This is a genomic window from Gemmata algarum (assembly GCF_034097035.1).
GTDB lineage: Bacteria > Planctomycetota > Planctomycetia > Gemmatales > Gemmataceae > Gemmata > Gemmata algarum.
In genome coordinates, this window is record NZ_JAXBLV010000201.1 from 13051 (window position 1) to 26724 (window position 13674).

Consider the following 13674-nt stretch of genomic DNA (forward strand, 5'->3'; position numbering starts at 1 on the left):
GCTCCGCGAGCGGTGCGATGCGGATCAGATCGACCACGGATGTTCCCCGCCCGCACAGCGTTCCGCTCGCGGAGCGAGCGGGCCACATTCCAAACCACAGCGGCGCTTACTTCGCCGTCACCTTCAGCAAGAACGAGTCGCTGTGGCCGCCGCTGGCCGGTTGGTACATCAGTTCGCCGCGGGCCGGCGGGAGCGTGAATTCCCCCGCGAACTCGGTCAGCGCCACGAACTCCGCGGTCGCCGCGCGGGCCGTCTCGTAGTGGAAGCACGTCATTCCCTCGCGGTCCTCGCGGAGCACGTGCCCGCCGGCGGTCGGGAACCGCTTGTCGCTCGCGGGGATCGTTTCCGCGCCCGCCGGCTTCGGGCTCTCGATCAGGAAGAACTGAAGCGCCCCCGCGGACGGTGTGGCGGTGACTCGGACCTTCACGAAGCTGCCGACCGGCACACTCGCGCCGCTCGCCAGCTCGGCCCAGTTCCCGTCCGCGCCGCGCACGCTCACCGTCCGCGTCACCTTCACGCCGTGGTCGCGGGCGGGTGTGGTCGCGCCGCTCGCGCGGGTGAACCGCACCTGCACGCGGGCCAGCGCGCCGGCCGCCTCTGCGCCCCGCACTTCGATCACGTTCTCACCGGGCTTCAGTGCGGTGCCACCGAACGTCACGGTCTTCGACGCGGGCGAATCGAGCGTCGCGCCGCCGCGCTCGGTGCCGTTGGCGAACACCTTAACAGATCCCAGCGCCGCCGGGCCGGCGCGGACCGCCAGGTAGTCGCACAGCGCGTACAGCACGCACGCGGTGTCCTTCGTCGAGTCCCACCGGTCGCCGCGCTTGGTGCCGTGGAAGTACGCCAGCACGCCCGGGATCAGCGGGTCCGTGGGGTCACGCGCCACCAGCGCCTTCATCACCGTGGCGGTGACTTCCGTCGTGTTGTCGCCCCAGCGCGAGAACCCGGCCCGCGTCCAGAATACCCGCTCCCCCGACTTCTTCGCGCGACTGCGCAGTTCCTTCGCCAGCTTGTCGGCCAGCGCCGGCCGCCGGTGTTTCACGGCCAGTTCGAGCGCCAGCGCGTGCCCGGTGTCGGACAGCTCCTCGCGGCCCGCGATCCCGTCGATCCGCTTGAACCACGGAGCCGGATCGATGCCGGCGCCCTTGAGCCGCTCGCTACTGAGCCCCGCCACCCACAGGCAGAACAGCGCGTCGTTCACCTCGGTGGCGCCGCGCCCGCCGGTCCCGAACGCCGCCCCCCACCCCCGGCTGATGGCAAGGTCCCACGGCCCGGCGGCGTCGTCGAGGTACTGCTTGAGGCGCGCCATCCCGCGGCCGATGGCGGTCGGGCTCGGACACGGGTAACCCGCGTCCTCGGCCGCCAGCAGCCCGAACAGCGCGTAGGGCGTCATCATCTCGTGGGTCTGGCCGCTCCCCTGCCAGCCCCACCCGCCGTCCGGCTGCTGGAGCTGGACGAGCCGCTTCTGCCCGGCGTCCACCACTTTCGGGAGCTTCTCCTCCAGCTCTTTGGTGACCCCAATTCCCGATTGCTTCAGGATGGCCGCCACCCGCAAGGCCGGCAGGAACCGGCTCATCGTCTGCTCGACACAGCCGTAAGGGTATTCGACCAGATACGGAAGCGTGTCCGCGAGGTCGGCGGCGATTGTCGGCGCCACCGCCACCGTGACCTGCGCGGTCTTCGGGTCGAACCCCTCCGGCATTGTGAACGTGAGGGCGCCTTGGCCAACAACCCCGGACGCGGTCACGCGCTCCGGTACGGCCGGGCTCGTGACCGGGATCTTTTTGAGCGCGGCGTCGGTGCCGGCGTCGGACTTCACCGACATGAGCAGTTCGGTCGTGCCCGGCGCACCCGCCTTATAGGTCCAGTACACGGGGACGGTGCCGTTCGCCGGCACCTTCACCACCTGCTCGGCCGCCGAGAGCACCCAGCCGTTCTCCGCCCGCAGGTGCGCCCGGACGTTCTGCTCCTGGTCGCTCAGGTTGTGGACCGTGCCGAACACGCGGGCCACGTCCCCCTCGGCGAACGCCCGCGGGAGCATCGGCCAGATCATCACCAGGCGCGAGGTCTCGAACCGGGCCGTCGCGGTGCCGACGTGCATCTTCGGCGAGACCGCGGTCACCTGGACGCGCCAGCCGGTCAGGGCGTCCGGCACTGTGAAGGTCGCCGTCGCGGCCCCGGTCCGGTCGGTGCGCAGGCCCGCGCTCCAGAACGCGCTGTCGGCACGGTCGCGGCGCACCAGTTCTTCGCCCGCCCCGAGCCCGGGCTCAGCGGCACCGGGGAGCGGTCCGCCGGCCAGCCCGACCGGTCCCTGTGGCGGCGCGACTTCCGCCCCGCCGGCGCTCGGCCGCGGGGGATTGCCGTGCCCTGCAACACCGCCACCAATACCGCCGATGCCACCCGCGATACCGCCGCCGAACCCGCCACTGATGCCGGCGAACCCGCCGCCGAACCCGCCGATGCCGTTACCGAGGTTGCCGTACTGGCCGAGCTGGCCGCCCCCGACGCCTGCGAACCCGCCCGAGAACCCGGCGATTCCGAACTGCCCGTTGAACTGATAGCCGCTACAGTTGAAGCCGCCGCAGAAGCTGCCGGGCGGCACCGGTCCGGTGCACCCGAACCCGTAGCACGGCACCGCCTGGTTGAGGTTACCGCGGTGCCCGGCCCACGGATCGGGGCCGGTGTGGGGGGCCAGCCCGATCAGCACCTCGGCGCCGATCACCGTGGCCGAGAGGCGCTGCCGCGTCTCTTCCGCGGTCGCGTCGGGCCGGAACAGGTCGGCGAGCAGGGCGGCCTTCGGCACCTTCCAGTGCGGCGCCTGCGGGTGCGAGGGCTGCGCCACGTACACCGTGAACCCGGCGAGCCGCACGAGCGTGACGATATCGCCCAGTGTGAGTACCCCGACGGACCCGCCGTGCGTGAGGTGCTGGAGCTGGTGCTCCACCCCCGGCTCCTTCGCGACCGCGGCCTTATCCGCAAGTAACTTTCGGGCCTTCGCGACCAGTTCCGCGACGGTGACCGAGCCCAGGCGCGTCGCGACCAGATCGCGGGCGGCCCGGCCGCGGCCCCGCGCGTCCGCCAGGAACCGGCTTCTAACATCAACCGACAGATCACCCGCGACCCGCAGCAGCGACTCGTCGAACACCGACACGATCAGATCGACCTCTTCCGCGCGGTTCACCTGGAACCCGAGCTTCACCTCCGCGCCGGGTCGGACCGTCTCGGGCACGGTCGTGGCGACCGTCAGCGTGCGGTCGGTGGGAACGACGTACAGGTCGTGCTGGTCCGCGTGGACGCGGCCGGGTGCCTCCGGGTACTGCGCGCACACGGCGCAGCCGTACCGCAGGTTCGCGGGCAGTTGCTCCTCAATGCGGGCTACTCCGTCCGGCCCGGCGGTGAGCACCTTGACCAGTTTCACGCCCGCGGCGTCGCGCAGCGTGAGCAGCACCCGCGCACCCGCGAACCGGGTGTGAACGGCGCCGGTGAGCGTGCTCCCCGCGGGCACCTCGCGGGCGTCGAGCCGCAGCGCCAGCCCCGGGAGGTGTTCGGCGTGCTTCACCACCACGCCGGTTTCGCTCTGGAGCACGGTCCCGTCGCCCAGCCGCGACACCGCGAGCAGTTTGTACGCCCCGGGCTCACGCAACATGACTTCGGCCGCACCGTTCGCGACCGGCACGACGCTCTGAAGCGTGCGCTTCACCGGGTCGAACACGGGCCGCGCGACCCATCCGGCCCCAGGGTCCGGGGTCGCCGCACCGAGCGGCGCCAGCCGGGGGCCGCCCGCGATCAGCTCGCCATCGGCCGCCGGCGTCGCCCACGGCGTCGCGAAGTTGGCCCCGAGCTTCACCACAGCAACGGTTGTGGTGTGGGCCTCCCGCGCGCCCAGCCCGTCGACCGTGACGGCCGCGGTCACTTTTTCGTCGGTGGTGTACAGCTCTTTTGGCGTGACGATGCGGACCGCCTTCGCGCCCGCGGGCGCGAGCGAGAAGGTGCCGGCGGCGTTGCTCTCGCGCCCGGTCTCGTCCAGAAAGCGCGCGGTCACCGTGACCGAGTGCTCGCCCCGCAGCCACGCCGGCCACAGGTCGAGTTCGGCGGTCGTCGGCCGCCCGGGGGCGAACTCGGCTTTGCCCTCGCGGGCGGCGACGGTGCGGGCGCCGAGCCCCGCGAACGACATCGCGGACACGTTGTTCGCGAGCGTCAGCAGGCGCTCGTCGCTCGGCAGCGCGTCGAAGTCGTCGGCCGACGGCGGCCCGCCCTCGTGCGCGACGAACTGCTCCGGGTCCAGCGCGAGCTTGCCGACCTCCGCGGCCCGGGTGACCACCGCGGACCACGTCGCGGACGCGCCCGCGACCGGGCGGCCGAGGTAGTCGCGGGCGTCGAACGTGACGACAAGCTTGCCGTCCCGCACCTCGCCTTTCAGCTTGAGGCTCACCTGCGTCTTGCGGTACTCGCCGAGCAGCACCCGGGCGGCGCCGTCGAGCGGGGTCGCGCTGGCGTCGTGCAGGATGCGCAGGGTGTAGTGGTCGAGGGCGTCGGCGTCGGCGAACGTGTACTCGCCGGTCACGCGCCCGCTCGCGTCGGAGCGGACCTTCACCCGCGCCGCCCGAGTGCGGCGCGTCTCACTCACCAGTTCGGCCATGAAGTCCTGGTTTGCGAGCGGGGTGAACTCCAGCCCGTCGCCGGTGGTGTGCAAGTACGCGACAAACTTCAGCGTGTGGCCGGGGCGGTACGCGGAGCGGTCCGTGACGATGAACGCGGACTGCCGCGGGCGCTCCGCCTTCGCGGGCAGGGTGGTCCGAGCGGTCAGCGCCTTGTTCCCGTTGCGCGCCGGGACGGTCACGGTCACCGGCCGCGGCTTCGCGCCGGAGTTGGCCCACTCGAACGTGTTGTCCTCGCTGAGGGTGGCCTTGTGTTCGACGTTGCCGGCCTTGATGGTGACCGCGGTGCCGCCGTAACTGCGGCCGCCCGCGACCCAGCCGCGGAGCCTGGTCTCGTCCGGCAGAAGGATCAGCTCCGACTTGTTCGCCGCTGGCTCCACCTGCGCGAACAGCGGCACCAGCTCTCGCTCCTTCGTTGCAAGTGTTTTTTGCGCTTCGCCTTCGGTCCGACCTGGCGGCTTGCTGCCGAGCGCGACGACCGCAGAAATGAGGAAGAGGCCGGCCGCCGTTACCGACAGCCAGCGCGGAAGAGAGGGCACCCACCGCATCATCACACCCCTTTCCGGGACGCTCACAGGCACGTGCTATAACGCCCGGGGCGCGGAAACGTTGGCAAGGGGGATGTGCCGGCCCAGATCGGCGGCGCAACTGGTGGAGAGAACACGACGTGCGCCCGTCACCGGTGCGCGCCGGGCTCGGGCGGCTCGCGGAACAGCAGCGCGAACGCTACCAGTGCGAGCGCGTACCCGATCAACGGCACCGCCCACACCGTCGGCCAGTCGGTGACCGTGCCGGTGCGGTTCGCCTCCACCACACCGCCGGCCAGGAAGTTGCCCACCAGCACCGCCGGACCGCTCCCCAGAAACGTGACCAGCGACTGCGCCCCGGCGCGCAGGTGCGGCGGGGCCTCGCGGTCCACGAAGTACGAGCCGAGCAGGCCGTAGAACGCGTACCCCCAGCCGTGCATCGGCAGCGCCACCGCCACCACCGCCGGCACGTTCGCGAGGTACAGGAGCGCGTTCCGCAGCAGCAGCCCGCCGAGCCCGATCAGCATGAGGTGCTTCAGCTTCATGCGGCGCAGCAGCCACGGGGTCGCGGCCATGCACCCGATCTCGCACACCTGCGCCAGCGTCATCACGACTTCGGGCGCGAGGCGCCCGTAGCGCCCGAGGTCCAGTTCCACGCCCAGGTCCTTCAGGAACGGCGAGACGAACTGCGCGTAGAACTGGTTCATCAGGTTGCACACCAGCAGCACCAGCGCGAACACCAGGAACGAGCGGTCCCGGAACATCTTGACCGCCGGCAGCCCGAGCACCTCGCGGAGCGGGCGCCCGTACCCCTTCGGGGGCGTGTGCGGGAGCACCAGCGCGAACGCCGCCAGCGCCGCCGACGTGGCCGCCGCCAGGTACAGCGGCTGCGGCGAGATCGGGTTCAGCGCCCACCCGGTCACGAACCCGGCCACCACCCACCCGAACGTGCCCACCAGCCGCACGTACCAGAACGCCCCGCCGCCCGCGGGGAGGTTCCGGAAGCTGATGACCACCGCGAGCGTGAGCGTGATCTGGGTGCCGACCGCGTAGCCCAGCACAAGCAGGAACAGCGGCAGCACGGCGTCGGCCGGGTCCGCGGTGGCGCCGTCGTGGGTGTCGCACCACGCCGCGGCGGCGCCGACCAGCGCGGCCATGAGCGCGTGCGTGCCGGCGATCACCTTTTCCACCGCGAACCAGCGGTCCGCGAGCACCCCGACCACCAGCGGGGTGACCGCCGCGCCCATCGCGAACGTCGCGTACACCAGACTCACGTGCGTGGGTCGGAAGTTGAGCCCGCCGGCGTCGGCCGCGGTCTGGAGGTACCGGGTCAGTGGCACGATCACCGCCGCCAGCCCGAAGTACTGCAAGAACATCATCAGTGCGAGCCGTCCTGGCACCGAGCCGAGCATCGGGACTCCGGGTGGGGGCAAGAGGGGACACGCGTGTTGTATCAGTGCGGCGCCCCGCGCGGCGGTGCGCGGCGGCCGGGCGCACCGACCGCGCTTGCAATTTCGGCCCGCCCGGGTTCAATTGCGCAGGTCCGACGGTGATCGTCGCTTCACACGTTCTTTAAATCAGGGAGGGCGACCGTGCCCATCATCTTCGATTGCGGGTGCGGGAAAACGCTGCGCGTTCCGGACCAGCACGCCGGCAAGCACGTCAAATGCCCCGCGTGTAACGGCGTCGCCGCCGTGCCCGCGGCGGAGCCCGAGCCGACGTTCGAGATCGTGGACGACACCGCGGCGCCGCCCGCCCCGTCGCCCAAGGTGCGCGGCAAGCCGGTTCCCGCGCGGGTGGACGACGACGACGACGACGACCGGCGCGGCTACGGGGTGTCGAAGTCGCGTTACGAGGACGATGAAGAAGAGCGGCCGAGGCCGCGTAAGAAGAAACAAAAGATCAAGGCGGCCCGGTCGTTCCCGCGAGAGGATTACGGTCACTCAGAGAACACCAACAGCACCAGCGCCATCCGCGAAATCATCGGCGGGGTGATTGCGATATTGTTCGGTGGCGCGCTGGTCGCCTTCGCTTGGTCACGGGACCGCATCTCGATCTTCGGTATCGTCCTGGTCATTTCCGGTGTGATTGCGCTGCTCAAGGGCCTGGCCGGCGGGAGCGGTGACGCTTGATCGGGTGTGCGTTCCCCGCTCGCAGGATACGATATGACCGCTTCGTTCGTCGCGGGAACGAGTTATGGCCGTTATGTTCGGGCTCGGGTGCGTGTTCGTCCTCGTCGGTGCGGGCGTGGCGCTGGTCGTCGGCGTTGTGCTCCTGCGGGCGGCCGTCGCCGCGGCGAACCGGTTGCTTGAGCCGTCCACACCCCAAGACCCGTTCGGGCAGTGGGACGACTGGGACGCCGACGGACCGGCACCGATCCCGCGCGCGGCTCCGGATCGGGCAGTCCCCGAGCCGGGATTCCTGGCTGGGGTCGTCGTCACGTTGGTGCTCGGAGCCACGACCGCAGTCGGGTACCTGTGTCTCGTGGTCGCAGCCCAGGAGTTGTTAGGGATCGGCGTGGACGACCCCGCCGGGGTCGTGTTGATTTTCCTGGCCGGGCTGCCGTTCACCGGGTTCGGGCTCAGCTTTCTTCTAACCGTCACCCTGCCGACCACACTCAAACGCGCCGCGCTGGTCGCGTTCCTCTACCACCTGATCGCCATCCCGGTCACGTGTGTCGTGGGGGCGATCATGCTCGCCCTCGCGTTCGTAATCGGGTGACGCCGCCGCCGGCGGCACGGCTTGCTGAGACGCGCGCCGGCGCAAAGCTTGCTCGCGCCTGTGGTACCGGTCGGGTCGTCGGCGGCCGCCCTGCCGGGGCGCGTCACCGGCTCAGGCGCCCGCCGCGCGCCGCGTCCGTGCCACCGCGTGCTGCCGGGCGATCACGCACGCCGCGACCCACGCGCCGGCGGCCAGCGCCCCGGCGATCACGTCCGTCGGGTGGTGGGCACCCAGGTACACCCGGCTCCAACACACACACACCGCAAGAACGCCGCACGCACCGGCCGCGGCCCACCGCCACCCCGTTCGCCACGCCCCGGCGACCGCCACACAGCCGAGGTAGCCGAAGAACCCGACCGTCCGGAGCGCGTGACCGCTCGGGAAGCTGAACCCGTGGGCCGTGTACCGCGGGTCGGGCAGTTCCGGCCGTGCGACCGCGAACAGGGGCTTCATTACCAGCTCGAGCACAACCACCCCGGCGACGACCGCGAGCAGGGCCGCCGCGTCCACGTACCGCCGCACGGTCAGGAGCAGCGCCGTCGCGGCCGCTGCCAGCACCGCGAACGCGCCGGGGTCTCCGAACGTCGTGACCGCCCGTGCCGCTCCCGTCAGCTCGCCGCCCACGCGGACGGCCGCACTGGTGCGCTCGTCCCACGCGCGCCACTCCGCACCGGTCACCCCGCGCGCGAGCCACACGAACAGCAGAACCGCCACCGCGGCCGCACCGAGGCCGAAGAGGTCCGCGCGGGGCGCCCGCTTCGCCAGCAGGAGCGCACCGCCGAGCAACCCGAACAGCCGCGGGCCGATCCCCTTCGGCCGCGGCGCGGCCGGCGCCGGCTCGTCGTGCCCTTCGAGGGGCGGCTCGGCGTCCGGGCTCGCGTGATACCCGGGACCGGTCAGAACCCGGAGCGCGCCGGGCGCCACCTCGAACGTGAACCGGGCGCCTTCGCACCGCTCGCCGTCCACGCTGAGCGGCAGCGGCGGGTCCGACTCAACTTCGACCGCCCGCGCGAGCCGGTGGACGACGTTCTCATCGCCGAGGTAGTCGCCGTGCATCAGGCGGGCCGCGACGACCGACAGATCGAGCGCGTCGCCCGAGCGCACCACGATCACGTCGAGCAACCCGTCCTCCGGGTTCGCGGTCGGGGCCACGGTGATGCCGCCGGCCGCGGTGCGGGCGTTGGCGACCACGAGGTTGAGGGCGTCGAACGTTTCGGGCGGGCCGCCGTCGAACCGGATCGTGAGGCGGAACTGAGGCGGAGCGGCAATGGTCCCGGCCGCGCCCCGGAGGTACGCGAGCGGCCCCCAGAACGCCTTCAACTCCGGGGTCACGTCGGCGGCCACTTTGCCGCTGAAGCCGCCGGTCGCGGCGTTCACCATAAAGCCGGTGCGGCCCCCGCCGACGCGCACCGCGTCCACCGCCCGCGGCGCCCCGGTGCGGAGCAGCGCGACCGCCTCGACCGGATCGAGGGGGACCGCCATCGTGCGGCAGAAGTCGTTCCCGGTGCCGAGCGGCAGCACCGCCAGTACGGCCCGCCCGTTCGCGGCCAGCAGCCCGTTGGCCCCGGCGTGAACGGTCCCGTCCCCGCCCGCCACGGCGACCACGTCGTGATCGCCCGCCGCCGCGCCGGCGAGCCCGGCGAGGTCGTCGTCCGGACCGAGTTCGCGCAGCGTAACTCCCGGTTCGGCTTCGAGGGCCGCCCGCAGGGCGGTGATCTGTTCGGCCGATCCGGCACGAGGGTTAAACAGTACGCACACCTTCATGGAATCTGCCACCGCCGAAATTTATGGAGGGCGTCGCCGCGCCGTAATTAGTAAGCCGCACGTGTGAATGCGATTTCCGAGCCGCCCCGCTCACCCCGCCCGGACCGTGGCCCCGAAGTGCGCCGGCCGCCGCGCGGGCAGGTGCGGAGCGGTCACGTTGGGCGGGCTCCTTGCGAGGTTCGGGCCGCATGTCGGAGAAGTGGGAAAACCACCCCACGCGGTGCGGGCGCGGCGCGGCTGTGTACTACAATTTATCGGCACTGTGGCCCTCTCGATCGCGCGCACCGCACCATCTATGTACGAGATTCCTAATACCCTGCACGCCCTCGCCCCGACCGCCCTGCCCAGCCGCCGGTCGGAGCGGTTCGACGGCACCGGCTACGAGGTTCCGCTGCCCCGGTTCGCGCCGGCCGACCGCGCGATCTTGGGCCACCTGTACCAGGGCGTTAACGGGCTGCCGGCGCTCTGGCACCCGATGCGGCAAACCCCGAACTATCCCGCACTGGAGTCGTACATCCGCCGGATCGGGAGCGGCGGGTTGCTGGCCGAGGCCGGGCGGCTCGGCGAATCCACCCTGGCCGCGGGCGCGGCCGACCCGGCGATCCGCAAGGCGGTCCACGACATCCGCGGCGGCGGGCTCACCGTGCTGCTCGGCACCGCCGACCTGCTCGACCTCATGCCCGGGAACCGGGGCGTCGTCCGCAAGTGCGTGGACGCCGCCCGGGACCACGCCAAAATTATGCGCAACCTGCTTCCGGACATCGACCCGGTGGTGCGCGAGGCGGACGAGGCCACGAAGGCGCACGGCATCGACCACTTCACCTCCAAGTGGGAGGGCATGGCCACACGGGGGCCGAACGGCCCGGTGCAGGTGAGCGTGCGGTCCTCGTTCACCGGAACCATTTCGGCCCGATGCCTGGAGACCTCCTCGATCGACCGCGTCGTTTACAACTACGTGAACAACGCGGTCCGGTTCGCGGCCGGCGGGAGCGTAACGTTGTGGGTGTTCCCGGTCACGGCCGGGCTCACCCGGTGGGTGGTTCAGAACGCCATCGCCCCCGACCAAGCGACGTTCCTGGCCGAACGGGTGGGGGACCTGAAGCGACTGTTCGCGGGGGGGATCACCCGCGGGGGTACCGGCGTGGGGCTGGCGAACTGCGCCGAAATCGTCGCCGACTGCTTCGGTTTGAGTTCTCCGACCGACGCCGTGGCACGGGGGTACCTGGGCGCGACCACGAAAGGGGCCGACTACTACACGTGGTTCCATTGGCCCGCCTACTCGCCGGACGCAGATCGCCCAGCCGGAGTGTGAACTCAGGTTCCGAGGTGCCGCTGCATAATCCGCTGCCGCCACGCTCGGGACGAGCAGAAACAAAAAAGGGCCGCCTCAAGAGGCGGCCCGCACGTTGATCGCCGGAGGCGAGTTCAAGCGCCGCAACTCGAACAGGACGCGGCGTCCGACTTCCACCCCTTCTCGGTCTCGGCCGAGTTCTTGGTCAGGTGAACGTGGTCCTCGTGGACCCGCCCGACCCACGCGGTCGGCACGAAGTGGTGCTGACCGTCCGGGCTGTCGCTCCGGGTCAGCTTGATGGCGTTCCCCTCGAGGTGATCCACCACGCCCACCTTCTTGCCGCAGGAGGCGTACACCTCCATGTGCTCCTTGATCCCGGCCACGCCCTGGTTCTCGCCCTTGTCGGCGCACCCGAACCCGGCCTTCTCCTTCACATAGGCGGCGGCTTCGGACGCCCCTTCGGCGATCTTGTGCCCGACGTTCTTCGCCGCATCAACAACCGCTTGGCCGGCGTCAGTCACTTTGTCTTTGATGTTCGACATAATCGTTCTCCTCAGTTTTAGCTGGGGGCCTATGTGAAGCGCTCATTATGAGCGGTAGTAGAGTGGTCCGCCCGAATGTTTGCGGACCGGTTCAGGAACGGGTGTGCGCGGCTCACGTGCCGCTCTTGTCCTTCAACTTCTGCCCGGCGTCTTTGGCCGCTTGGCCCGCCGACTTGACCGCGTCGGCGGTCTTCTCGGCGATCGTCTCAGCACCTTCCTGAATCTTGTCACCGGTCTTCTTGGCCGCGTCCTTCGCGGCTTCACCGGCGTTTTGGATCTTTTCTTTGATGGTGTCCGCCATTTGTTTGTCTCCTGTCTTGGCCCGGGTTGAGCCCGGTGGCTTGGCGAGCTACCTATTTGCAACTGCCGTGCCGATCACCAAACGCCCCCGCGCAGTCCGACAGCCCCCTAACGAGCAAAGCCCCGGACGATGTCCGGGGCTTGTTCTTGTGCGTCGAAGGCGAGGGTACGTCTGGCGGCTCAATCCTCCTCAGCACCCTGTCCTTCGCGACGCACGTCTTTTGCAGGCTCCAGCCCCTTATCGCGGGTTCTGGTGGCGGTTGGTGCTTCCGCACCATCCGGCCCGCCGGTGCTCACGGGTTCGCCCGTCATTTCCTCGTCTTCGCGCTTGCGATCTTCGTCGCCGCGTTTGGTGCGCTCGGCCATCACTGTCTCCTGAAATGGGAAACCAGAACGGGCGGTGCTCGGCTCAGCCGGCGTCTTCGCCGTGGCGGGCGCCGCCGTCGTTTTTGGGACCGGGTTGTTGGCGGGCGTGCTCGCCCGTGCCGGTGAAGTCACCGAGCCGCCGCTTCGGGTCTTCCTCCTGAAAGCCCTCGCCCTGCTCCGTAGCGGCGCTCGGCTCGTCGTCTTGCGGTCTGAACGCCGTACCCGATTGCGGGCGGTTGCCGGCCGGAACGGGGCCGGGGCTGTGGTTTTTCTTGCTCATGGCGCGTCTCCACGATGCGGGCGAGTGCGTGAATGAGGCCGCAAGTGATGTGCCAAGCGCCGGCACGTGCGGAGCAAAAGGTTCGAGCCCCCTCACACGTTCTTTTCACCTCTGGATCACGGTCACAGAGAATTGTCGGACCTCGCGCCGCAGTCGGGCGAGCGGCCGTGGCGCAACGATTGCACTCGCCACCGCCGCGCGGACAGACGCCCGTGCCGTCACCCGAAACACCGAGACCGACCATGCGAAGCGCCGCACAAATCAAGGGTCACCCGCTCCACCCGATGTTGGTGGCGTTCCCGATCGCGTTTGGGGTGGCGGCGCCGGTCGCCGATTCGGTCGGGGTGATCGGCGAGTGGGCGACGCTGTGGTCGGCCGGGGCGTACCTCGCGACCGCGGCCGTGATCGGCGGCCTCGTCGCCGGCGTGCCGGGGCTCATCGATTATGTGTTGGTGGTGCCGCCGAACAGCTCCGCGAGCCGTCGGGCCACGTGGCACCTGGGTGTCAACCTCGCCGCTCTTGCGCTGATCGGGGCCGGTTGGGCGTTCCGCCACCCCGACACGCTGCAACCCGGAACGGGAACGATCGTGGCGGAGTTCGTCGGCCTGGCCGTGATGACCGCGGGCGGGTGGCTCGGCGGGACGCTCGTCTTCCGGAACCAGATCGGCGTCGACCACCGGTACGCCGGCGCGGGAAAGTGGAAGGAGGCGACGCTGACCGGCAAGGGCGGGGAGACGATCGAGGTGGCTTCAGCGGACGAACTGAAAGTCGGGCAGATGAAGCTCCTGCACGTCAACGGGCTGCGGGTTGTGCTCGCCCGCACGGAAAGCGGGTACTCCGCCTTTGACGACCGCTGCCCCCACCGCGGCGGTTCGCTGGCCGACGGGGTGCTGGCGTGCGGAACCGTCACCTGTCCGTGGCACGGCTCGCAATTCGACGCGAGAACCGGCGCTGTGACGGCAGGACCGGCCGAGCAATCGGTTCAAACGTACCACGTCGAAGAGGTCGGGGGACGTGTCCGGCTCGTGGTCCCGGCCGGTTGAAGTCAGGTGCTACCCAACAGCGGCTCCGCGCTCGCCGTTGGGTGCTCCGGCCCCAAGCACATCCCAGAACGCAAGTCGTGATGAGAATCCCACGCCTCTCAACAGCTACCGGCTCCGGCCGGCTCTGGCCCCGCGGGTGATCGCCGTGAGGCCCGCTGGATTCCGGTTCGCACGATCGCGCG

11 protein-coding genes are annotated in these 13674 nt (G+C 70.5%); 4 read left to right on the forward strand and 7 right to left on the reverse strand.

Annotated elements, in window-relative coordinates; all coding sequences use genetic code 11:
• Nucleotides 1-106 precede the first annotated feature (106 nt).
• Both R5W23_RS22400 and R5W23_RS22405 read right to left on the reverse strand, forming a co-directional pair.
• Complete coding sequence (locus R5W23_RS22400; RefSeq protein ID WP_320688215.1) at nt 107-5209, reverse strand: alpha-2-macroglobulin family protein; 5103 nt, start codon at nt 5207-5209, stop codon at nt 107-109.
• A 125-nt stretch (nt 5210-5334) separates the two neighbouring features.
• Nucleotides 5335-6597 carry an MFS transporter gene (locus R5W23_RS22405; RefSeq protein ID WP_320688216.1) on the reverse strand — a complete coding sequence of 421 codons (1263 nt, stop codon included), beginning with the start codon at nt 6595-6597 and terminating at the stop codon, nt 5335-5337.
• Between the two features lie 180 nt (nt 6598-6777).
• Here R5W23_RS22405 and R5W23_RS22410 point away from each other — a divergent pair, with 180 nt between their 5' ends.
• Together R5W23_RS22410 and R5W23_RS22415 are read left to right on the forward strand one after the other, a co-directional pair.
• Nucleotides 6778-7317, forward strand: coding sequence for a DUF308 domain-containing protein (locus R5W23_RS22410; RefSeq protein ID WP_320688217.1), 540 nt, complete (start codon nt 6778-6780; stop codon nt 7315-7317).
• Between the two features lie 64 nt (nt 7318-7381).
• Nucleotides 7382-7906, forward strand: a complete 525-nt coding sequence (locus R5W23_RS22415) for a hypothetical protein (RefSeq protein ID WP_320688218.1) — start codon at nt 7382-7384, stop codon at nt 7904-7906.
• 111 nt (nt 7907-8017) lie between these two features.
• Here R5W23_RS22415 and R5W23_RS22420 read toward each other — a convergent pair whose 3' ends face one another.
• Nucleotides 8018-9670 (reverse strand): YegS/Rv2252/BmrU family lipid kinase, encoded by a 1653-nt coding sequence (locus R5W23_RS22420; protein WP_320688219.1) that lies wholly within the window; start codon nt 9668-9670, stop codon nt 8018-8020.
• A gap of 295 nt (nt 9671-9965) precedes the next feature.
• Here R5W23_RS22420 and R5W23_RS22425 point away from each other — a divergent pair, with 295 nt between their 5' ends.
• Nucleotides 9966-10982, forward strand: a complete 1017-nt coding sequence (locus tag R5W23_RS22425) for an ATP-binding protein (protein WP_320688220.1) — start codon at nt 9966-9968, stop codon at nt 10980-10982.
• Nucleotides 10983-11095: 113 nt separating this feature from the next.
• Here R5W23_RS22425 and R5W23_RS22430 read toward each other — a convergent pair whose 3' ends face one another.
• From R5W23_RS22430 to R5W23_RS22445, 4 genes are all read right to left on the reverse strand, one after another.
• A complete protein-coding gene (locus tag R5W23_RS22430; protein ID WP_261183956.1) occupies nt 11096-11503 on the reverse strand; it encodes a DUF2171 domain-containing protein in 408 nt (135 codons plus the stop codon).
• Between the two features lie 112 nt (nt 11504-11615).
• Complete coding sequence (locus tag R5W23_RS22435; RefSeq protein WP_261183957.1) at nt 11616-11804, reverse strand: hypothetical protein; 189 nt, start codon at nt 11802-11804, stop codon at nt 11616-11618.
• 179 nt (nt 11805-11983) lie between these two features.
• The gene (locus R5W23_RS22440; protein ID WP_320688222.1) at nt 11984-12169 is read right to left on the reverse strand and encodes a hypothetical protein; all 186 of its coding nucleotides are present in this window, start codon (nt 12167-12169) and stop codon (nt 11984-11986) included.
• 43 nt (nt 12170-12212) lie between these two features.
• Complete coding sequence (locus R5W23_RS22445; RefSeq protein WP_320688223.1) at nt 12213-12449, reverse strand: hypothetical protein; 237 nt, start codon at nt 12447-12449, stop codon at nt 12213-12215.
• 242 nt (nt 12450-12691) lie between these two features.
• Here R5W23_RS22445 and R5W23_RS22450 point away from each other — a divergent pair, with 242 nt between their 5' ends.
• Nucleotides 12692-13492, forward strand: a complete 801-nt coding sequence (locus R5W23_RS22450; RefSeq protein ID WP_320688224.1) for a DUF2231 domain-containing protein — start codon at nt 12692-12694, stop codon at nt 13490-13492.
• Nucleotides 13493-13674 lie beyond the last annotated feature (182 nt).